Origin of the sequence: Anaeromyxobacter sp. SG64 (genome assembly GCF_022690745.1) — a bacterium.
In the GTDB taxonomy this organism is placed as follows: Bacteria; Myxococcota; Myxococcia; order Myxococcales; family Anaeromyxobacteraceae; genus Anaeromyxobacter; species Anaeromyxobacter soli.
Genome location: NZ_JALCZB010000014.1, coordinates 21066 through 42870, shown reverse-complemented (window position 1 = coordinate 42870; position 21805 = coordinate 21066). Strand labels below are relative to the sequence as shown.

Genomic DNA, 21805 nt, shown 5'->3' with positions numbered 1-21805 from the left:
AAGACGCACCCCGTCGCCTCCCCGTATGAGAGGGAAGAGCCCGCCCGCTCGCCGGGTTGCCTAGCTGCGTGCCCGCTCGTCCGGTGACCGGCTTCGTCGCCGCCATCCTCGCCATCGTCGTGGCGGTGGGGGTGTACCTGGCGGTCGCGAAGTCGCGTCAGGAGAACGCCGCGCGCGCCGCCGAGTCGACCGACGCGGTGCTCGCCCTCGAGCGGCTGGACGCCGCCGTCCGCGAGGCCGAGAGCAGCCACCGCGGCTATCTGCTCGTGCGCGGCCCCGCCGAGCTCGCCCGGCACGAGCGGGCGGTGGCCGCGATCCGCGTCGAGCTCGCGTCGCTCACCCAGCGGGCGTCACGGGAGCCGCAGCGGCGCGCGCCCACCGACGCGCTCGTCGGGCGGGTCGACGCCGCGCTCGCGGCCATGGCCGAGGAGCGGCGCGCCCACGACGCCGCGCTCCTCACCGGCGCCTCCTGGCACCCCACCACCGACCCTCACCTCCTCGACGACATGGAGCACGCCCGCGGCGAGCTCGTGGCGCTCGAGGTCGGCGCGCTCGAGCAGCGCGAGCGCGCCTGGTCGGGCAAGACCGCCCTCGGCGACGCGGTGTTCCTCGTCGCGAACCTCGCGCTCGCCGCGGTGCTCCTGCTCGCCGCGCGGAGCGTCCGCCAGGCCCTGCGCGCGCACGAGGAGCGCGAGCGCGAGCGGCGCGTCGCCCTCGAGGTGCAGGCGCGGATCCTCGGCATCGTCGGCCACGACCTGCGCACGCCGCTGTCCGCCATCGAGGCCGGCGCGACGCTGCTCTCGCAGCGGACGCTGCCGCCGGCGGAGGCGCGCACGCTCGCCCGCATCCTGTCGAGCTCGCGCCGCATGGCCCGGATGATCGGCGACCTGCTCGACTTCACGCGCGTGCGCGACGCCGGCGGCATCCCGCTCGCCCCGCGCGCGATGGACCTGCGCGAGGTCTGCCGCCCGGTGGTGGACGAGGCGGCGCTCCGGCACGGACCCGACGCGGTCGCGCTCTCCCTCGACGGGAACCTCTCCGGCGCGTGGGACCCCGACCGGCTCCAGCAGGCGATCGCGAACCTCGTCTCGAACGCGCTCCAGTACCAGCCGGCGGGCACGCCGGTGCGCCTGCGCGCCGCCGGCGAGGCCGACGCGGTGCGCGTGGAGGTCGAGAACGACGGCCCGCCCATCCCGCCCGAGGCGACGCGCGCCATCTTCGAGCCGTTCCGGCGCGGCGACGTCCGCCAGGCCGGCGCCGACGGGCTCGGCCTGGGGCTCTTCATCGTCCGGACCATCGTCGAGGCGCACGGCGGCCGGGTGGACGTCGCGTCGGGCCCGGGCCGCCCGACCCGCTTCACCGTCCGGCTGCCGCGCACCGGCGGGCTTCGCCCGGCGGTGTACAGCGCCGGCGCCCGGTGAAGCGGTCCCGCAGAGACGCCGGACGCCTTTCGCCACGCAGCGCCGGGGCGACCTCGGAGACGGCGCTCGCGAGGCCACCGCGGCGGGCGCGAGGGCTCACCCCGCTCGCCGGCGCGTCGGAGCGTGGAGGGACGGTCCGGCCCGCAGCGGACCCGCCCGCGAGTCGGACGCGCGCGGATCGATTTCGAGCACCTCGGCGAGGGGACGGCGGAGCGCCCGCGCGGCGGGGGGTGGCGCGACGGCGAGGCGGAACAGCATCGGCTCTCCCCGGCCCGAGGCCTCCGGGAAGACCGAGGCGAGGCGACCCCGCAGCGCGCGCAGCGTGGCGACCTCCGGCGGCGCGAGGCCCTCGCCGTCGCCGAGCTCGAGCCGCGCGAAGAGGTACGTGAGCGGCGTCATGGGCTGGAACGCGAGCCCGAGGGCAGTCGCCTGGAGCCACACGCGCTGCATGGCGCGGCCGCCCGCGAAGTAGGCCTCGCGCGTGCGGCCCGCCACGGACACGAGCCCCGCGGCGCTCGCCGCCGCCATGGCCTTCGCCGCCGGCTTCTCGAGCGCGCGCCCCCCGCCGAGCCGGCCGACGAGCTCCATGGCGGGCCAGGAGGACATCACGCGGAGACCGGCCAGGTCCGCGCCGGAGAGCTCGAGCGTGGCGACGTCCAGCCCGTCGCCCCTGCGCACCTCGTCGGCGCTCCAGCGCAGCTCGCCCATCATCTCGCGGTGCATGGTGCGGGAGAGGAAGCGGAGCCGGTCCCCGCGCCCCAGCACCTCGCCGAGCTCGCTGAGCCGCTCCGAGTCCTCGACGAGGTGCAGCGCCGCGCCGGAGACGTCCGCCGCGGCGCGGAGGAGCAGGTCGCGCGCCTCCCGGGCGAGCGGCGCGCGCGGGCCGAGCTTCCGGTTCGTGGCGCGGTCCGGGATCGCCGCCGCGAGGGAGAGGACGCTCGCCGGGGCCGGCGCGCGCGAGGCCGCGAAGCGGAGGTCGCACACGAGCGCGGGCTCGCGCGGATCCGGGGCGAGGTCGACCGCCATGTCGAGCCCCATCGCCGCCGAGGCGAGCGCGATGTTCTCCACGGCGGCGCCGAAGGCGAGCCAGCTCGCGAGGTCGCGGTAATCGAGGAAGGACCGGGAGCGGGCGGCGTCGTGGAGGAGGCGGAGGCGCTTGCCGTCCCACGAGAACCGCCACGGCTGGCAGTTCCCGCCCGAGGGCGCGAGCGTGGCGAGCTCCACGAGCGCCCGGATTCGCTGCGTGTCGAGCGCCGCGCCCGCCCGGACCGCCGCCGGGGCGACGGCCGCGGCCGGGGGCGCCGCACGCGCCTCCTCGAGCGTCGCGGCCGGAGCGGGCACAGGCTCCGCCAGGAGGGGCTGCACCGCCCCCGCCCCGTCGCGCACGAGCTCGCCGAGGTCCACGTAGAACCGCCCCGACGACCTGAGCTCGCCGAGCGCGATCCGGCGGGCGGTGTCGGTGACGACCGCCGCGCCGAGCGACACGGCCGAGGCGAGCTGCGGCCAGGTCTTGAGCGTCGCCTTCACCTCGACGAGCGAGGCCGCGAGGCGCGGCGAGATGGACCGCTCGCCGAGGATGCGGAGCACGATCGGCACCTTCTCGGAGGTGTCGAGCCCGCGGAGCTCCTCGGCGTCGAGCGCGCCGACGAGGCCGTGGAGGATGGGACGCTCGGGCTCGAGGTCGAAGCGCTCGACGTCGAGGAGGCCGCGGTCGCTCGTCTCCATGAGCACGGGGATGCGCAGCGCCCGCGCCGCCTCCCGGACCCGCACCTTCACGTAGAGGTCGTCGCACTCCTCCACGAGGAGGTCGAGCGGACGCCCGTCGGGCCGGAGGAACCGGTCCATGTTCGCATCGGTGATCCCGTCCAGGAACGGCCACACGCGCAGGTACGGGTCGAGCTCGGCGATGGCGCGCGCGGTGAGGACCGCCTTCGGGACCCCGAGCTCGTGGACGCCCGCGCGCAGCCGGTTCAAGTTCGAGAGGCTGAGCCGGTCGTGGTCCGCGAGGTAGAGCTCCCCGCCGACCTGCTCCATGGCGAGGGCGATGGCGCTCGCGCTCCCCACCGACAGGCCGACGACCCCGAGCCGGACCGCGCGGAGCCGCTCCTGCTCCTCGGAGGAGATCTTGTTCCGGTTCCGGCTCGAGCGTAGCTCCCGGAACTCGGGCTCCGGGAGCACACGCACCACCCGCCTGGACCACGGGTAGAGGAACCAGGTGCCGTGGTACGCGAGCGGCAGCCCCTGGAGATGGGCGCCCATCCGCTCGGAGAGCGCCTCCGGCCCGAGCTCGAGCGCCGGCTCGCGCGTCTCGAGGAGCTCGACGAGCTGCTCGCGGAGGGTGTCGTGGACCGTGAGGCCTTCCTCCACCACGCGCGCGGCGAGCCGCAGGCGCGCCGCCGGATCGCCGGCGGGGAACGCCTCCGGCCGCCAGGAGTCCGCCTCGGCGCCCGGGCGCAGGACCTCGTCCGGCTCGGGCGGCGGGCCTCCGGCGGCGGGCGCGGGGGGCGGGCGTCCTCGCAGTGAATGCACGCGGTCCAGAAGCTCGAACTGATGGTGGCTGGGCATGCGCTGTGCCTCCCGTTGGGTGTGCGAGCCAGTGTACGGCCGCGGCAGACGATTGGACGCCGTCACCGGGGACGGGACGTGGTAGACGAGGCGCGATGTGCGCGATCCGCAGGGATCTTCCCGACGCGTTCGACGACGTGCTCCTGCTCGTAGCCCCCGACGATGCGCACCGCCGCATGATCCGCGAGCGGCTCGCAGAGGTCAGGGGGAGCCCGCGACCGGGCCAGCCCGGCGCTCACCCGCGGTTCAAGCTCCTCACGGCCTCGAGCGGCGCCGAGTCGCTGAAGCGCGCTGCCGGGGCCACCATCGCCATGGTGAACCTCGAGCTGCCCAAGGGACCGGGGCTCGAGACGATCCGCGAGCTGCGCGAATCCCACGAGCGCCTCGCGATCCTGGCGTACGCGACGGCGGCGGGGGCCTCGGATGCCATGGCCGCCGTGATGGCGGGCGCGGACTTCTTCTTCGACTGCCACGACGAGTCGAGCGCCGCGCTCGGCCACGCCGTGGATCTCGCGGTCGAGCGCCGGCGGCTCACGCACACGATCGAGCAGAACGAGGCGGACGTGGAGGAGGCGCGTGGCAGGCTGGCGCAGCTCGCGGGGGAGCTCGTCGGCACGATGCCCGGGCTGTGGCCGCTCCGCTCGCGCGAGGACGTCCTGCCGTTCCGCGAGGCCGCGCGCCGCTATCTGCTCGCCGCGACCCGCTTCTTCGCCCGCGACCCCCGCGGCCTCGCGAAGGCGCTCGGGGTCTCCTACTTCTCGCTGCGCCGCCTCCTCGCGCGGTACGACGTCCCGTTCCCCGCCGCGCGGTCCCGCAAGTAACGTACACGCACGGTCTGGTGAAGCCGCACGCTGAGTGGTAGTGTGGGATCGTGCCGTTCTCGCAACCCATGTTGCGGTTTCCGCAACTTCAACTCAGGAGCTCCTCATGCCGCGTCTCGCCGACAAGTTCGCCCTGAACCTCAAGAGCGAACGTCTCCGCCGCAAGCTCTCGCAGGAGGCCCTGGCCGGGAAGGCGCGGCTCTCGGTGTCCTACATCTCGATGCTCGAGCGCGGGCAGCGGACGCCGCCGCTCGAGACGCTCGAGAGCCTCGCCAAGGCCCTGGCCGTCTCGCCGACGTCGCTGCTCGAGTAGTCGACCGCTCGCGCGCGGGCGGCGCGACCGCTTCAGCGGTCGACGCGCATCACGAACTCGGGGAAGAGGGCCGTGAGCGAGCTCGCGAGCTTCTTCTGCCACGGGACCGCGGCGCTCCCGAAGAGCGTGACCTGACAGCGCTTCTCGCGCGCGAGCAGCAGCACGTCTGCGAGCGCGCGGATGCCGGAGCTGTTCAGGAACACCACCTGCGAGAGATCGAGGGAGATCGCGGGGAGCTTCGTGAGCGAGGCGACGATGGGCTCGAACGCCCGCGCGTAGGCCTCGGGCGACTCGAGGCGCATCACCCCGCGCAAGAGCCAGGTCCCGGGCGACTGCCCCGCGTCCACCGAGTAGTCCGGGCGTGGCGCCTTCATCGCTGCTCCACCTCCGCCGCGCTCATGGCCACCCGCAGGCAGACCGTGGCTTTCCCTCCGGCGTCGGCGGGCTCCACGGTGGCCCCGACGGTCGCCCGGTAGTCTCGCGCGAGCAGCGCGAGGCCGAGGCCCCGCCGGTCCTGCAGCCGCTGCCGGAACACGGCGGTCGCGTCGTCGTGCGCGAGCACCGGGAGCAGCTCCTTCAGGCTCGCGACGTGCTTGTCGCTCGCCTCGTTCCGGATCTCGAGCAGCACGACCTCGCCGTGATTGCGGATCGAGGCGCGCGCCGGCGTCCGCGCGTCGGCGCTGAACTTGGCGGCGTTCTCGACGAGCTCGTTCATGACGGTCGAGAGGACGCTGCGTGCCGTCTCGCGCCGCTCGAACCCGTACACCATGTAGTCGGCCATGAAGTCGGCGATCATGCCGCATCGTCTCCACTCGGTCACCAGGTCTATCGGCACCACCTCCATCTCGATGGCGCTGAGCGGCTGGGCGGGGGCCTCGTGGAACGCGCCGAGGACGGTGAGGTTGCTCATCGCTCGTCTCCCAGCCACGGGCCGAGCGCGTGCTCGCCCGGAATGCGCAGGTCGCGGAAGGCGGCCGGTACGTCGAGGTGCGGGATGACGAGGTAGCTGTCCATCGGGTTCCGCTCCGACCGGTAGTGTTCGTGGACCTTGTAGTGGGGAAACGGCTTCAGGTGTCGCGTGCGGATCCCGTGCCGCTCGACCAGGCGCTTCATCGATCGCACGACGCAGAAGGTGACGAGCGGCGGTCGCGGGGCGTCGAGCTCTACGAACGCCCGCGCGTGGGCGAACGCGATGAACAGCGGGCCGAGCCCCGAGTTGAGCAGCCGCGGGGCGATGACGAGCTTCGTCAGCTCGCGCCGCTCGGCGGGCTCGTACTCTCCGTCCACGCCCGCCTCGCGCAGCCGGGCGCGGACCTCGTCGTCGTCCACCAGCCCGAAGCGCTCGACGTAGGTGTTCCGCACGTACAGCCCGGACACGGCCGCGAGCTCGTCGCGGACGAACCCCATCAGGAAGCGGTGCGGCCAGGGCTCGATCTTCCGGTCGAGGTCGTAGGTGTCGCTCGAGAACACCACGCCGTAGCGGCGGTGGTACACCTCGCCCACGAGCTGCCTGCAGCGCAGCACGTCGGCGGAGCGCGCGGCGATCTCGAGCCTCAGCTTCACGCCAGCGCTCCCTCGGGGCGCGCGCGCAGCATGAAGAACGCCACGTCGTCGGCGTAGCGCCGGCCCGTGAAGTCGTCGAGCTGCTCCACCAGCCGCCGGCGAATCTCGGACAGCGGCTCGGCGCCGCACGCGGACAAGAGCTCGCCCACGCGCTCGGCGCCGAACAGCCCGAGCTCGTGCCGGCCGAGGCGCGGCGCCTCGAACACCCCGTCGGTGGCGACGAACACCAGGTCTCCCGGCCTGAGCTCGAGGGTGGCGTCGCCGATGGTCTCGAGGGCCAGGTCCGGCGTGAAGCCGACGCCCAGCGGGAAGTGCTCGAGGGCGAGCGTCTGCACCTCGCGCGAGCGGGCGCGGTAAACGAGCAGGTCCGCGTGACACCCGCTCACCACGAGCCGCCCGTCCCGGTCGTCGCGCCGCATCGCCACGATCGTCATGTAGCGGCGGTCCTCGAGCTGGGCGAGGTTCCGCCACAGCACCCGGTTCACGAGCTGGTTCAGCTCGCGGGGGGTGATCTCGGGGCGGGCCTCGATGATCGACGAGAGCGCGCTGTGGGCCATGAGCGCGAGCAGCCCCGCGTGGAAGCCGTGGCCGACGACGTCCGCCGCGAAGAACCACTCGCTGCTCCCCGTCTTGAAGTGCTGCAGGTAGTCCCCGCCGACCGAGTCGGCCTGCCGCATGTGGCAGGCGAACTCCAGGCGATCGAGCCGGGCGTCCGTGGGCGCGAGCCGCGCCTGGAGGGTGCGCGCGATCTCGAGCTGGGCGGCGAGGCGCGCCTGGCGCTTCGTGACCATCTCGAGCAGCGCCGCGGGCGCGCTGATCGAGATCGCGAAGATCACCAGGAACGCCAGGGTGAACCCGACCGGCGCGAGCGCCTCCCGCTCGCGCAGGAAGACGAAGTCGAGGTTGTGGACCGAGAAGAGGATGCAGGAGAGCGCGAGCGCGCGCCCCTGCGCGTGGAGCGTGGACCAGCGGTCGCGGAAGACCTTGAAGCCGACCGCCACGGTGGGCGCGGCGACCGCGAGCGCTGTGGGCGCCGAGACGAGGACGAACGATCCTCCCGCCGCCGCGACGAGGGCCGAGGCGGCGAGTCCCGCCGCCAGCAGCAGGACGAGCCTGCGCCACGGCACCGTCACCTCGGCCACCGCGGCGAGGAGCTGGGCGAACGCCGCGTTGTTGATGAAGACCGAGGCGAAGCCGATGGTGACGATGAGGTGGTTGTGGGTGAGCGCGCTCTGGAGCAGCGCCGACAGGATGACCGTCGCCCACGCGACGAAGAGCATCCGGAACAGCGCGTCGCGCGTGCTCCGCCACAGCGCCGCCGCGAACACGGCGTTGAGGAGGGCCGCTCCCGCCAGGAGGACGAGGAGGTTCTGCACGACTTCGGAGCGCATTCCGGACTCGCGCAGTATGCCTCACCGACGGCGAACGCGGCAGGGGCTCACACCGGCTCTCGCCGGGCCCGGCGGCGAGGCAGGCGGGCCGACCGCCGCGCGGCGGTCGCCACGCAGGCTCGGCAGGTTCCGGTCGCACGCGGCAGGGAGGCGTCGACTCGTGGTCCGCGTGCGCAGCGCGCTCGCGGCAGCTCGCGCGATCCGCCGCGAGGGACGCCGCACCAACGGTCAAGGCCGGGAGGAGCCCACGCGTGCGACTCGCGCCGGGCAGAGCACGGCCTCACGCTCGTGCGTCTTCCACCAGGCTGCGCGCCGATCGCAGTCGCCCGAAAAGACTCACACTCGTCGTCAACGCCTGATCGCCTGTCTCGTGCGGTGAAGTTTCGCGCCCTGACGAACGAACCCTCGCGGGCTGATCCCGAATTCGGGTGAGGCGCTCTCCGGCAGAGTGGTCTGTCATCCGACCCCACTACAGCCATCCGAGCAGGCGCATGGAGGGGTACACGATGAGGCTACGCGTCGCGCTGTGTCTTTCGCTGCTGGCGGTCGTCTCCTGCGGTCGGCGAGCCGAGCCCGAGCGCTCCCACGAGGTCACCCGTCCTGTGGAGGGGGCCGTCCAGGTGAACGGCTACGCGCTCGACGTGAAGGGGAAGCCGCCCGCGCTCCCGGCCGAGCTCACGGCCGAGGAGGAGCGGGACCTCCCCGCCGTGGCCGGGATGACGCTCGACCCCGCCGCCGAGGTCGTAGAGGTCTCCGCTCCGGCCGCGTCGCCGGCCTCGCGCGGCGATCGCCACGCGGCCGCCGCCGCGAAGCGGAGGAAGTGGATCGTCCAGCTGGACGGCCCCATCCACGAGGCCGACAAGGCGCGGCTCGCCGCGGCCGGGGCGCGGATCGGCGACTACCTCCCCGGATTCGCCTTCGTCGTCTCGATGGACGACGACACGCGCGCGGGCGTCGCGAAGCTCTCGAAGGTCCGCGGAGTCGCGCGCTTCCAGCCGGCGTACAAGCTCTCCCGCGCGCTCAAGGACGAGCATGGCGCGGTCCGCAAGGACCTCGCGAAGTCCCTGCGGCTCCGCGTGCGCGTCGACGCCGCCGACGGTCTGCCGGCCCTCCTGTCCGAGGTCCTGCGTCAGAAGGGAACCGTGGTGCGGGTCGCCAGGGACGTCGCGCAGGTCGAGGTCCCGCCCGGCCTCATCGCCCAGCTCGCGCGGCTCGAGGAGGTCCTCTGGATCGAGGAGGCGCTGCCGGTGCAGCTCCTCAACGACACGTCGCGCTGGGTGATCCAGTCGTACGTCCCCGGCTCGACGCCGGTCTTCGGCGCCGGGCTCGACGGCGCGGGGCAGATCGTCGGCGTCGGCGACACCGGGCTCGACATGGACATGTGCTTCTTCCGCGACCCGAGCGGCGCGGCCGTCGGCCCCGCGCACCGCAAGGTCGCCGGCTACGTGGCGTCGGCGGACGCCTGGGACGGGAACTTCGGCCACGGCACGCACGTCTCCGGCACCGTGGCGGGGGACCAGCGGCCGGTCACGGGGCTCTCTACCGCAGGCGGCATGGCCCCGAACGCCCGGCTGTTCATGACGGATCTCACGCCGGGTGAAGCCAACTACCTCCTCGTGCCCGAGGACCTCGCCGATCTGTACGTCCGTCCCTACGACGCGGGCGCCCGCATCCACACGAACAGCTGGGGCTCCGGCGCGAACTGGTACGACGGGCTAGCGTGGAGCACCGACCGGTTCATGTGGGAGCACAAGGACCTCCTCGTCCTCTTCGCCAACGGGAACGCCGGTCCGACCGACCTCCGCGTCGGCTCCCCCGCCACCGCGAAGAACATCGTCAGCGTCGGCGCGACCGAGAACGGCGACCAGGCCGAGAACGTCGCCTACTTCTCGAGCAACGGCCCGGCCTGGGACGGCCGGCTCAAGCCGACCCTCACCGCGCCCGGCGTGAACATCGTCTCGGCCGACTCGGACGGCCTCCCCGACACCAACAACTGCGGCACCATCGCCTATAGCGGCACGTCGATGGCGACGCCCACCACGGCGGGCGCCGCCGCGCTCGTGCGCCAGTACTACGTGGACGGCTACTGGCCGTCGGGGCTGGCGAGCCCCGCCGACGCCTTCCTTCCCTCCGCGGCCCTCGTCAAGGCGACCCTCGTCAACAGCGCCCAGTCGATGAGCGGCCTCTACACGCGCGGTCCCATCCCCACCATCGCCCAGGGCTGGGGGCGCATCAACCTGTCGAACACCCTGCGCTTCGCGGGAGACTCGAGGTTCCTCGACGTGGCCGACGTCCAGCCGGGCGTCGCGACCGGCGACACCTTCACGAAGTCGCTCTTCGCGATCGGCGGCGCCCCGCTCAAGGTGACGCTCGTCTGGACGGACTACCCCGGCGCGCAGTACGCCGACGTCGAGCTCGTGAACGACCTCGACCTCGAGGTCGTCGCCCCGGACGGCGCGACGTACGCGGGGAACGCCTTCTCGGGCGGGGTCTCGGTCACTGGCGGCACGGCCGATCGGCTCAACGTGGAGGAGCAGTTCTATCTGCCCGATGCGGCCAGGGGCATCTACACGGTGCGGGTGAGGGGCTTCAACGTTCCGTCCGGCCCGCAGCCGTTCGCGCTGGTCGTCAGCGGGGCCGGCGGGATCTCCTCGCGGGGCTTCATCGGCCTGGACCGGGCGCGCTATGGCGCGACCACCCGCATCGAGGTGAAGGTCGGCGATCGCGACCTGAACGTCCGCCCGGACGTGTCCGACGAGGCGTACGTGACCGTCCGCAGCGACGCCGACCCCGCCGGCGAGTTCGTGTGGCTCACCGAGACCGGGCCGGACACCTCCATCTTCATGGGCACGCTGCCGACCGGCCCTGCCCCGGGGGTCGCCCATGACGGCATCCTCGCCGTGACCGAGGGCGGAACCCTCACCGCGACGTACGACGACGAGGACGACGGGACCGGCGCCCCCGCGACCACGAGCGCGACCGCCGTCGGCGATCTCACCCCGCCCGTCATCACGGGCGTCTCGGTGGCGGCGCTCGACCAGGGCAGCGCGAAGATCGCCTGGACGACGAGCGAGCCGGCCTCCGCGACGGTGCTCTACGGGAAGACACAGGCCCTCGGCGGCACGGCCGCGCTCCACTGGCTCGCGACCTCTCACGGGGTGGCCCTCGGCGCCCTCGAGGAGGGGGCGACCTACTTCTTCGCGGTGCAGTCCACCGACGAGGGCGGGAACGTCGCCGTCGACGACGGGGGCGGCACGCCGCGCACGTTCACGACTCCCGTCCTGCCGCCCGTGCTCGGCGTCTACTCCTCGCGGGGCGAGGTGACGCCGGAGGTGGAGACCGTCGTCTTCGGCACGGCCGTGGATCCCTCGGGCGTGGCGTCGCTCACCGTGAACGGCGCCGCCGTTCCGATCCGCGCCGCCGACGGCTACTTCGAGACCCTCGTCCCGCTCGCGCTCGGTGACAACTTCATCACCGTGGTGGCGACCGACGGGCGCGGACAATCGGCCACGACCACGCTCCTCGTCACCCGAAAGCCGCTCCCGGACCTCACCGTCACGTCCGTCACGACCCCTGACGTCGCGGGCCTCGGCATGGCGTTCCCCGTCACCTCGCAGGTCTGCAACATCGGCGGCGAGCTCACCGCCGAGTACTTCAGCGTCGTCTGGTTCGTCTCCGAGGACGACGTGCTCGGGCCGGGCGACGTCGCGCTCGGCTCCGCGAAACGCGTTTACTCTCAGCAAGGGTGCACCAACCTCGCGTACACGATCTCCGCGAACTGGGAGGGCTTCCTCGGTCGCCCTTACCACGTGGGCGTGGTCGCGTTCGCGAGCGACAGCGAGGCCAACGACGACAACAACTACAAGCTGGCGTCGAACGTGACCACGTTCGAGCCGCCCGACCTGACCGTGACGTCGATGTCCGCCCCCGAGCGCCTGGGGACCTCCACCCCGTTCTCGCTCACGACCAACGTCGCGAACCCGGGACGCGGAAAGGCCATCAACGTCATCGTGAACGTGTACCTGTCGACGGACGACACGATCACCACCGCCGACCGCATGCTGGGATGGCAGCAGGTCTATTTCCTCGATGGCGGCGCCTCCGCGAGCGTGACCACCTCCCTGTCGCTCCCGAGCGATCTCCCCGCGGGCTCCTACCGCCTCGGCGCGATCGTCGACGTGGTCGGCTACGTCCAGGAGTCGAACGAGGACAACAACGTGTTCGTCGGTCCACGCGTCGTCGTGGACGGCCCGGATCTCGAGGTCACGTCCGTGAGCGGCCCCGCGACGGTGCTCACCGGCGGGACCTTCACCGTGGAGGACACGGTCACCGCGCGCCCGACCGGCGGCGGCACCGGGCCGTTCAAGGTCGGCCTGTACCTCTCCGACGATCCCGTCGTCACCACCGCCGACCTGAAGATCGGCGAGCGCACCGTCCCCTCCCTCGCCTCCGGCGCCTCCTCGTCGGGGGCCACGGTGATGACCCTCCCCGTCACCTGGGCCGGCGGCGCCTACTACGTCGGGGCCATCGCGGACGTGGCGAGCGAGGTCCTGGAGCTCGACGAGGCGAACAACGCGGCCGCGGGGGGCGCGCTCACCGTGATCGGCCCCGATCTCGTGGCCACCTCCGTCTCCGCGCCCGCGTCCGGCGTCGTCGGCGAGACCCTCACCGTTTTCGACACGATCGCGGCGAGCGCCGCGGGCGGCGCGACGCCGCCGTTCGACGTGGGCTTCTACCTCTCCACCGACCCCGTGATCACGCCGTCGGACCTGCTCCTCGGCTGGCGCTCCGCCGCCGCGCTCGCGCCGGGCGCCTCGAGCTCCGCCTCGACGCCGGTCACCCTGCCGCTCGGGCTCGCGCCCGGCACGTACTACGTGGGCGTCATCGCCGATGACTTCACGTACTGCTTCGAGGACTACCTGTACAACTCCTACTGCTACGGCGGCGACGTCGCGAAGGAGCCCGACGGGACGAACAACGCTCGCGCGAGCGGGCCCATCGTCGTCGGCGGTACGGACCTCGTCCTCACCGAGGTGAGCGCGCCGGCCACCGCCGGCACGGGCCTGCCGCTCGTCGTCCACGACGCCGTCGCGGCGGTCGGCGGGGGGACGGGGGCGTTCAAGGTCGGCTACTACCTCTCGACGGACCCGACGATCACCACGGCGGATCGGTTCCTCGGCTACCGCGCGCTCGGCGGCCTCGCGCCGGGCGCCACGAGCAGCGCCGACACGAGCGTGACGGTGCCTGCGGGGCTCGCGCCGGGGACGTACTACGTGGGCGCGATCGCCGACTACGAGGGCCGCGTCGCGGAGGCGAGCGAGACGAACAACGCCCGCGCCGGCAACACCGTCGCCGTGGCCGGACCCGACCTCACCGTCTCCGCGCTGGCGGCGCCGCAGAGCGTCGGGACGGCGACCCCGTTCTCGGTCACGGCGACCGTCGCGAACCTCGGCTCCGGAGCGAGCCCAGCGACGATGGTGTCGATCTACCTCTCCACCGATCCCGTCATCACGACCTCCGACCTGCGGCTCGGCTACGGCACCTTCGCGATGCCGGCGCCGGGCGAGACGAGCTCGGCGACGCTCACGGTGAGCGTCCCGAGCTCCGTCGCCCAGGCGACCTACTACCTCGGCGCCATCCTCGACCCGTACGACCAGGTCAAGGAGGAGAGCGAGACGAACAACGCCTCCGCGGGCGCCGCCCTCACCCTCGTCCGTCCCGACCTCGCGCCGATCGCGGTCTCCGGGCCACCGGCCGCTCTCACCGGCGAGACCATCACCGTCAGCTACACGCTCTCGGCGCTCCCGACGGGCGCGGGCGCGACGAGCCCGCCGCTCGGGCTCTACCTGTCGAGTGACCTGTTCATCACGCCGCAGGACCTCTCGATCGGGACCGCGTACCCCGGCGACCTCGCGTCAGGCGCGTCGCGCTCGGGCACGGTCACGCTGACGATCCCGGCGGGCATCGCGGGCGGCACCTATCAGCTCGGCGCGTTCGCCGATCCGTACGGCACCACGCCCGAGAGCGACGAGGGGAACAACGGCCTCGCCGGCGGCACCATCGCGATCACCGGGCCCGACCTCGTGGCGACCGCGGTGTCCGGCCCGGCCTCCGCGGTGCGGGGGACCAGCATCCCGGTCGCGAACACGGTGGCCGCGAGCGCCGCGGGCGGCGCCGCCCCCGCGTTCCTCGTTGGCGTGTACCTCTCCTCCGATGCCAGCATCACCGCGTCGGATCTGCTGCTCGGGTACCGCAGCGTCGCTGGGCTCCAGCCGGGCGCGAGCTCGTCCGACACCACCCTCGTGGCGATCCCGCCGACGCTGGCGCCGGGGACGTACTACCTCGGCGTCCTCGCGGACGACTTCACCGTCTGCGAGTTCAACTGGTCCACTGATCAGTACGAGTGCCAGGGCGACCAGGCGAAGGAGCCCGACGGGGCGAACAACGCCCTCGCGGGCGGGGCGATCGTGATCAGCGCGCCCTAGCGGCCTTCGCGGCCCCGGCCACGCCGCTGGCCGGGGCCGGGGCCGGGGCAACCGCGGAGCCCGCGAGGAGCGCGGGTCGAGACGGCCGAGTGTCGCCACCCGGACGGCGCCGGCGAGGCGCGCCCCGCGAATCCCTCATCGCGAGGGCTCCTGGATGGCCACGGCGTGCGCCCCCGGAAGCGTGTTGTCGTCCCGCTCTCCGCATGAAAGCCTGCGACCCATGGTGCGGGGGTTCTCTCTCCGCGCTCTGCTTCGCTGCGGGGGTCCAATGCGCGCTTTCGCCGCCGGTCTTCTGTTCTTCTTCGCCGTCCCCCCGCTCGCGCAGGCGTCCGCACCGCAGCGGCCGGCGCCGGCGTCCACGGCGCCCACGGCGCCCACGGACGGCGCGCCGGCTGCGCCCGCGCCACAGCGGCTCTCGGCCGACGGCCCGAAGACGACCGTGGGCGGCAACCCGTTCCTGGCGCCTGCCGGCTGGTCGCTCGTGGTGCGCGGTCCGGCGACCGTCCTCGAAGCGCCCGAGGGAGACTCGTGGCTGGCGCTGGTCGACGTCGCGGCGTCGGATGCCGAAGCCGCGGTCGCGGCAGCCTGGAAGGCGTACAGGCCCGGCGCGCGGTGGCCGCTCAAGGTGGCGGCCGATCTTCCCGACAAGGACGGCTGGTCGAGGCGCCGCGACTTCGCCTACCAGACGTCGCCGAACGAGCGCCGGGTCGTGTTCGCGAGCGCCCGCTTCTCTGCGGGCGGCTGGACGGTGGTGATCGGCGACCTCTCGCAGCCGGTCGCCGAGAAGCGGCGCGGGCAGATCGTCCTGGTGCTCGGGCGGCTCCTACCGAAGGGCTATGCCCGCGAGAGCTTCGCGGGGAAGAAGGCCGAACCCATCGACGCCCCACGCCTGGCCGAGCTCCGCCGCTTCGTGGAGCGCGCCATGCAGGCGATGAAGGTGCCGGGGGTGGGGCTCGGCATCGTGCAGGGCGGCAAGGTCGTCTTCGCCGGCGGCCTCGGCGTCCGAAAGCTGGGCGACACGGCGCCGGTCGACGGCGACACCCTCTTCATGATCGCCTCGAACACCAAGGCGCTCACCACGCTGCTCCTCGCGAAGGAGGTGGACGAGAAGCGGCTCACCTGGGCGACACCGGTCACGTCGGTGCTCCCCGGCTTCGCGCTGGGCGACGCCGACACGAGCCGCCGGGTGCTGATCAAGCACCTCGTCTGCGCCTGCACCGGGATGCCCCGGCAGGACATGGAGTGGCTCCTCGAGTTCGGCGACCTCACGCCCGCGAAGGCCCTCGCGGAGCTCGCCACCATGCAGCCCACCAGCCGCTTCGGCGAGCTGTTCCAGTACTCGAACCCCCTGGCGGCTGCGGCCGGGTTCACTGCGGGACACGTCCTGTTTCCGGGCATGGAGCTCGGTGCGGCCTACGACCGGGCCATGCAGGAGCAGGTCTTCGGGCCGCTCGGGATGACCGCCACCACGTTCGATTTCCGGCGCGCGCTGGCCGGGGCCCACGCCGACGCGCACGCGCCGGACGTGGACGGGAGGCCCGCGCAGGCGGTCATGGACGTGAACCGGTCGATCATCCCGCTCCGCCCGGCCGGCGCCGCCTGGAGCAGCGTGCGCGACCTCCTGCGCTACGTGCAGATGGAGCTCGACGAGGGGACGCTGCCGGGCGGCGCGCCCTACGTCGGGAAGGGTCCGCTCCTCGACCGGCGGACGCCGCAGGTGACGATCGGGAAGGACGTGACCTACGGGATGGGGCTCGCGGTGGACACCACCTACGGCGTCCCGGTGGTGCACCACGGGGGCGACATGATCGGCTACCACAGCGACATGATCTGGCTGCCCGGGCAGGCGGTGGGCGCGGTGATCCTGACCAACGGCGATCCCGGTTGGGCGCTCCGGGACGTGTTCCGCCGCAAGCTCCTGGAAGTGCTCTTCGACGGCAGACCCGAGGCCGACGCTCAGGCGACGGCCGCGGCGAAGACGTTCTTCGACGAGCTCGCCGCCGAGCGGAAGCTCCTCACCGTGCCCGCCGACACGGTGGAGAGTGCCCGCCTCGCCCGGCGCTACGCGAGCCCGGCGCTCGGTAGCATCGCGGTGATCCGCAGCGGCGCCGCCACCGTCTTCGACTTCGGCGAGTGGCGGAGCGAGGTGGCCTCGCGCCGGAATCCGGACGGCACCCTCTCGTTCCTGACGACCGCGCCCGGGGTGCAGGGGCTCGAGTTCGTGGTCGGACGGGGCGCCGGCGGGAAACGGGCGCTCACGGTGCGTGACGCGCAGCACGAGTACCCGTTCATCGAGGAGTAGTGAAGGGTCGGCGGCGGCCGCGCTGGGCGCCCACGCGGCACCCGGACGCGCGCCACGTCACGTCCCCGCCTGTCAGCGTCAGCGCCTTGTCGCGTCCCGTGCCGCGCCCTGGATCGTCTCGTAGACCGTGCGTGCGTTCGGGAGGAGCTCGAGCTGCGTCCCGAGGTGGCGGGCCGCACCGGGCCATCCCTGCATGCCGCCGAGCGCTGCCGCGATGCTCGAACCGCCACCGAACGAGATGGTCCCGACACCCGCCCGCCCCTCGCTGAGTGAGACCGGAGGAAGCGTCGTGAGACGCAGGGTGAGCACCGACGGCCGGAGCCCGCCCGACACGATGAACACGCGCTCGCTCGTGACCGCGTATGCGGTCCTCGAGCGTCGCCACGCGTCGAAGAAGAACCGGCCGGCGATCAGGTAGAGCCCGACGGCAACGAACGGGATGCCCCAGAGCAGGAACAAGAGAGGCGCGCCCTGATGGATCACCGTCGTCTCCCAGACGATGGCGAAGCCACCCCAGAGCAGGCTGAAGGGAATCCCGAACGCGTCGGAGGCACGAAGCCGCACGCCGGCGAGCGGGCGGCCGTACCAGAGCACTCGCTCGTTTCCCGAGAGCTCCCGGGCGAGCTCAGCGGGCAGCTGCGACCGCTGCCCCGAAACGTGCGTCGACGTGTACCGCGGCATGTGAGCGTCCTCTCGCGTCCGGGCCGAGCAGGGCATGAGCGCCTGTCGCGAAGGCTCAGGTGCCGCCGAGTGTACCGGCTCGTATCGGCCGGAAGCGACCGCGTTCAAGCGGTTCGTTCCCGGGCGTGGTGCGCGTCCACGTCTTCGTGACCTCCTTCACCGGACGAAGCGTGAACCTGTCCGTAGCAGGCCCGGATGCCGACGCGGAGTGCCTGCGGCTCGCGGGCACTCGCGAGGCCGGCAACATCTCGCTGCTCATCAGGGGACGGGGAACGGCACCTTCTTGAACTCCGGCCCGCTCCCGAGCTGCCCCCAGAAGTTGGCACCCCAGCCCCAGCGCGTCCCGTCGGCCGTCACCGCCACGGTGAAGTCCCGGCCCGCCGTCACGGAGACGAACCCGGTGCCGATCTGGATCGGGCTGAGCCGGTCCATGGCCGTCCCGTCTCCGAGCTGCCCGGTGTCGTTCTTGCCCCAGGCCCAGAGCGTCCCGTCAGTTTTGAAGGCCAGCGTGTGCTGGACGCCCGCCGTGACCGACGCGAATCCTGTGCCGATGAGCACGGGGCTGCTCCGGTTAAGCGTCGTGCCGTCGCCGAGCTGGCCGTGCAAGTTGGAGCCCCAGGCCCAGAGCGAGCCGTCGACCTTGAGTGCCTGCGTGTGCCCACCACCAGCCGCAACCGCCGCGAAGCCCGACCCGATCTGCACCGGGGAGGCTCGGTGATCGAGGGCGGAGCCGTCGCCGAGCTGGCCGTACAAGTTCGCGCCCCAGGCCCAGAGCGTTCCATCGGCCTTGAGGGCCACGGTGTGGGCGTCCCCCGCGGCCGCCGCCGCGAACCCGGGCCCGATCAGGACGGGGAGGGATCGGTTCTCCGTCGTCCCGTCCCCGACCTGGCCCGCCAGGTTCTCACCCCACGCCCATAGCGATCCATCGCTCCTGATCGCCACGGAGTGCGTCGCGCCCGCCGATGCCGCTGCATACCCGGGACCGACGAGCACCGCCGGGCTTTTCTCGTACACGGTCCCGTCCCCGAGCTGGCCGTAATGGTTCGCGCCGGCGGCCCAGAGTGTCCCGTCCGCTCGCAGAAAGAGCGCGTGCTCTTCACCGCACGCGACGGAGCGGATGCCGCTCACGAGCACCTGCCGCGGCGTGACCACCGGCGTGACTCCTGTCCCGGCGCTCAGTAAAGCCCCGAGGTTGTCCCCCCAGCCCCACAGGGTCCCGTCGGTCTTCATGCCAAAGCCGTTCCCCCAGCCTGCGGACACCCAGTCGAAGCCTGTGCCGAGGGGAGCGGGGTCGAAGACCTCCCACGCAGCGGGGACGCCCAGCTGACCGATGCCGTTCCAGCCCCAGCTCCAGAGCGTGCCGTCCGTCCGCAGCGCCACGCTGTGTTGTTCGCCCACCGCCACCGCGGCGTAGCCCGCGCCGACCTGGATGGGCCGGAACGCCGTCGTCCACCGCCCGTCACCGAGCTGTCCGTACACGTTCGCGCCCCAGGCCCAGAGCGTTCCGTCGGTCCGGATGGCCAGGGAGTGGTGAGGGCCGGCCGCGGCCGAGGCGAAGCCGGCTCCGATGCGCACCGGCGTGCTCCGCCGCGTCAGCGAGCCGTCGCCCAGCTGCCCTTCGTAGTTGTCCCCCCAGGCCCAGAGCGAGCCGTCCGTCTTCACGGCCAGCGTGTGCGCGCCGCTCACCGAGACCGCAGCAAACCCCTCGCCGATCTTCACCGGCAAGGATCGCTGGATGGTGGTGCCGTCCCCCAACTGGCCATCCGCGTTGTACCCCCACGCCCAGAGGGTCCCGTCCAGCTTGATCGCCGCCGTGACGCCGCCGGCCGCGGAAACCGAGGCAAAGCCGGTCCCGATCTGCGCCGGGGCCGTCCGGTGAGGGAGGAAGCCATCGCCGAGTTGCCCGATGGAGTCGTCGCCCCATGTCCAGAGCGAGCCGTCCTGCTTGATGGCGGCGGTGTGCAGGGCGCCCGCTGCGACCGACGTAAACCCGCCGCCGATCAGCGCCGGCGACAGCCGCGGCACCATCGTCCCATCGCCGAGCTTGCCGCTCGTGTTGTCCCCCCAGGCCCAGAGCGTCCCGTCCGTCTTGATGGCCGCCACGTGTGAATGGCTGACCGCCACCGTGGCGAAGCCAGTGCCGATCTGGACCGGCGAGCCACGAAGGACCTTCGTGCCATCGCCGAGTTGCCCGTACTCGTTCGACCCCCACGCCCAAAGCGTCCCATCGCGGCGAATCCCGACAGTGAAGTTTCCCGCGGCGGCGATGCTCATCCAGACCGAACGTGCCGGACCGACGGCGGGATCGACGGGGGAGCCGCCGGTCGGATTCCCCGACGCACAGGCTCCGATCGCGATCGTGAGGCTCAGCCAGGCGAATGCGAGCAGCGAGCGCTTCTGACTCATCGCACCTCCCGAGCACGCGCTCGTAACGCACTAAGTGTGCGCGACCACCGTCAGTGTATGCCGGATCGGCGATCGAGTCACCAGCGCGGCCGCGCCTCGGGCTGTGCGCCGATCCCGTTGCCTTCAATGATGGCGGTGGCTTGCCTCACGCGGAGCCATGGAGACTGCGCGTGGGGTCGCGCTAGCGGAGGGTCGGGTACCTTCCGCGCCCGAGGCGCGCGTGGCGTAAAGGCGCTTGGTCGTCCGCGGGCTGCGCTGCCCCACAATGCCGCGAGGGCGCCGGGTCCGCGCCGGAGTGGATCGCCCAGGTCGCGACCGAGTGCCTGAGCAAACCAGCTCGCGGCTTTGCTCGCGCTGTCGAGGAAGGCGGGGCTGGACCTCTCGCAGATGCGGCAGGAGGTGCGCAACCGTTTCGGGACGCAGATCGAGTTCATCACGAAGAGCCAGGTCAACGAGCTACCTGCGCAACCTGGCTCCCCGCGGCCGGCGCGCCCCCGGAGCTCATCGCTCCCGTCCCCGGATACGCCGACAGCCGGATGGTGGAGCGTGTCTACGGCAGGCCGCCGCTCGAAGATCTGCGCCGCCGGCTCGGCGACGCCCTCGGCGAGGACTGCATCACCGGTGCATCAGCGCCCAGCGGATCAGCGATGATTCGATGGACTCCGTGGAACGCGCGGCTGACGCCTCGGTGATGGAAGAGGAGACGCCCACGGAGGCCGGAATCAGAAGGCCCACCAGACCTCGCGGTCGGGTGGGCCAGATGCACGAGCAGAGATGGGAGTGCCTGGGGGCGGAATCGAACCACCGACACGGGGATTTTCAGTCCCCTGCTCTAGGGCCTCAAGACCGCAACTTCACATAGTTTCCCCTCGTGCCCGGCGTCCCGGGTAGCGAATCGGTAGCGGTGTGCTTACCGACCGTGTGCTTCAATGGCCCCGAGAGTGCCTCGCGCAGGTTCGTTACTCGCACTGGAGGGGGCCCTTGCCAGGCAGAGCCATCCGTATCTTCCTCGTCGACGGAACTCCCAACGGGCTCAAGACGGCCGAGATCGGGCTGTCCACGTGTAAGGCGCTGGTTGCTTCTCGATCCGCTCTGGTCGCGCTGAGCGGGCGAGAGGAGAGTCGGCGCACCGGAGTCTACGTCCTCGTGGGAACCGACCCCGAGATCCCAGGCCGCACGGCCGTGTACGTCGGCGAGGGAGACGACGTACTCGCGCGTATCGCGAAGCACGACCAAGGCAAGGACTTCTGGGATCGCGTCGTCATCGTCGTCAGCAAGGACGAGAACCTCACGAAGGCTCACGTTCGCTATCTCGAAGCGCGGCTCGTGGGAATCGCGCAGAGCGCAAAACGCTGCACGGTGTTCAACTCGACAACGCCAAACGGGGGGCGCTTACCCGAGGCCGACACCGCCGAGATGGAAGACTTTCTGGAGCACGTTCAGCTGCTCATGAGCACGCTCGGGATTCAAGCGTTCGAGTCGGTGCTCGGTCCACACGGACTGAATCACCAGCGCAGTGCGGCAACGTTCCGCGTAACCGGCGGCGGTTACGATGCTACTGCCGACCTGGTGGACAACGAGATCGTTGTCCGGAAGGGCAGCGTCGCGCGCAAGAAGGAAGCACCGTCGCTGCAAGCGTCTTCAAGAGCTGTCCGAAAGGGACTTCTGGCATCAGGGGTGCTCAAGGAGGGACCGGACGGCTACGTGTTCACACAGGACTACGCATTCGGGTCCGCAAGCGGCTCAGCGCAAGCCATCACGGGCGCGAACATCAACGGGCGAGTCGTCTGGAGAACCGCTGATGGCACTACGTTCGAGGAATGGGAGCAGCAGCGCGTCAAGACGACGCGCTGAAGC

At 72.3% G+C, this 21805-nt stretch carries 13 protein-coding genes; 6 read left to right on the top strand and 7 right to left on the bottom strand.

Annotated elements, in window-relative coordinates:
• Positions 1-68: 68 nt before the first annotated feature.
• On the top strand, positions 69-1421 hold the full coding sequence (locus tag MNZ29_RS06625; protein WP_242353959.1) for an ATP-binding protein: 1353 nt from the start codon (positions 69-71) through the stop codon (positions 1419-1421).
• 96 nt (positions 1422-1517) lie between these two features.
• On the opposite strand, the gene MNZ29_RS06620 is transcribed toward MNZ29_RS06625, so the two are convergent.
• The gene (locus MNZ29_RS06620) at positions 1518-3986 is read right to left on the bottom strand and encodes an Rv1355c family protein (RefSeq protein ID WP_242334039.1); all 2469 of its coding nucleotides are present in this window, start codon (positions 3984-3986) and stop codon (positions 1518-1520) included.
• 95 nt (positions 3987-4081) lie between these two features.
• On the opposite strand from MNZ29_RS06620, the gene MNZ29_RS06615 reads away from it, so the two are divergent.
• Positions 4082-4807, top strand: coding sequence for a response regulator (locus tag MNZ29_RS06615; RefSeq protein ID WP_242353957.1), 726 nt, complete (start codon positions 4082-4084; stop codon positions 4805-4807).
• 106 nt (positions 4808-4913) lie between these two features.
• Positions 4914-5120, top strand: a complete 207-nt coding sequence (locus MNZ29_RS06610; RefSeq protein ID WP_242334044.1) for a helix-turn-helix domain-containing protein — start codon at positions 4914-4916, stop codon at positions 5118-5120.
• A 32-nt stretch (positions 5121-5152) separates the two neighbouring features.
• Here MNZ29_RS06610 and MNZ29_RS06605 read toward each other — a convergent pair whose 3' ends face one another.
• From MNZ29_RS06605 to MNZ29_RS06590, 4 genes are read right to left on the bottom strand one after another with little or no spacing between them, the layout of a single operon-like run.
• Positions 5153-5494 carry an STAS domain-containing protein gene (locus tag MNZ29_RS06605; protein WP_242334047.1) on the bottom strand — a complete coding sequence of 114 codons (342 nt, stop codon included), beginning with the start codon at positions 5492-5494 and terminating at the stop codon, positions 5153-5155.
• On the bottom strand, positions 5491-6030 hold the full coding sequence (locus MNZ29_RS06600; protein ID WP_242353946.1) for a hypothetical protein: 540 nt from the start codon (positions 6028-6030) through the stop codon (positions 5491-5493). The genes MNZ29_RS06605 and MNZ29_RS06600 overlap by 4 nt, the downstream gene beginning before the upstream one ends.
• Positions 6027-6683, bottom strand: a complete 657-nt coding sequence (locus MNZ29_RS06595) for a hypothetical protein (protein WP_242334053.1) — start codon at positions 6681-6683, stop codon at positions 6027-6029. Before MNZ29_RS06595 ends, MNZ29_RS06600 begins: the two co-directional genes overlap by 4 nt.
• On the bottom strand, positions 6680-8074 hold the full coding sequence (locus MNZ29_RS06590) for a PP2C family protein-serine/threonine phosphatase (protein WP_242353944.1): 1395 nt from the start codon (positions 8072-8074) through the stop codon (positions 6680-6682). The genes MNZ29_RS06595 and MNZ29_RS06590 overlap by 4 nt, the downstream gene beginning before the upstream one ends.
• 506 nt (positions 8075-8580) lie before the next feature.
• Here MNZ29_RS06590 and MNZ29_RS06585 point away from each other — a divergent pair.
• On the top strand, positions 8581-14559 hold the full coding sequence (locus MNZ29_RS06585) for a CARDB domain-containing protein (protein ID WP_242353934.1): 5979 nt from the start codon (positions 8581-8583) through the stop codon (positions 14557-14559).
• Positions 14560-14827: 268 nt separating this feature from the next.
• Complete coding sequence (locus MNZ29_RS06580; RefSeq protein ID WP_242353932.1) at positions 14828-16861, top strand: serine hydrolase; 2034 nt, start codon at positions 14828-14830, stop codon at positions 16859-16861.
• 78 nt (positions 16862-16939) lie between these two features.
• Here MNZ29_RS06580 and MNZ29_RS06575 read toward each other — a convergent pair whose 3' ends face one another.
• Both MNZ29_RS06575 and MNZ29_RS06570 read right to left on the bottom strand, forming a co-directional pair.
• Positions 16940-17542 carry a hypothetical protein gene (locus MNZ29_RS06575; protein WP_242353930.1) on the bottom strand — a complete coding sequence of 201 codons (603 nt, stop codon included), beginning with the start codon at positions 17540-17542 and terminating at the stop codon, positions 16940-16942.
• Positions 17543-17800: 258 nt separating this feature from the next.
• Positions 17801-19948 (bottom strand): chromosome condensation regulator, encoded by a 2148-nt coding sequence (locus tag MNZ29_RS06570; protein ID WP_242353928.1) that lies wholly within the window; start codon positions 19946-19948, stop codon positions 17801-17803.
• A gap of 981 nt (positions 19949-20929) precedes the next feature.
• Here MNZ29_RS06570 and MNZ29_RS06565 point away from each other — a divergent pair.
• Complete coding sequence (locus MNZ29_RS06565; protein ID WP_242353926.1) at positions 20930-21802, top strand: GIY-YIG nuclease family protein; 873 nt, start codon at positions 20930-20932, stop codon at positions 21800-21802.
• Positions 21803-21805: the final 3 nt, after the last annotated feature.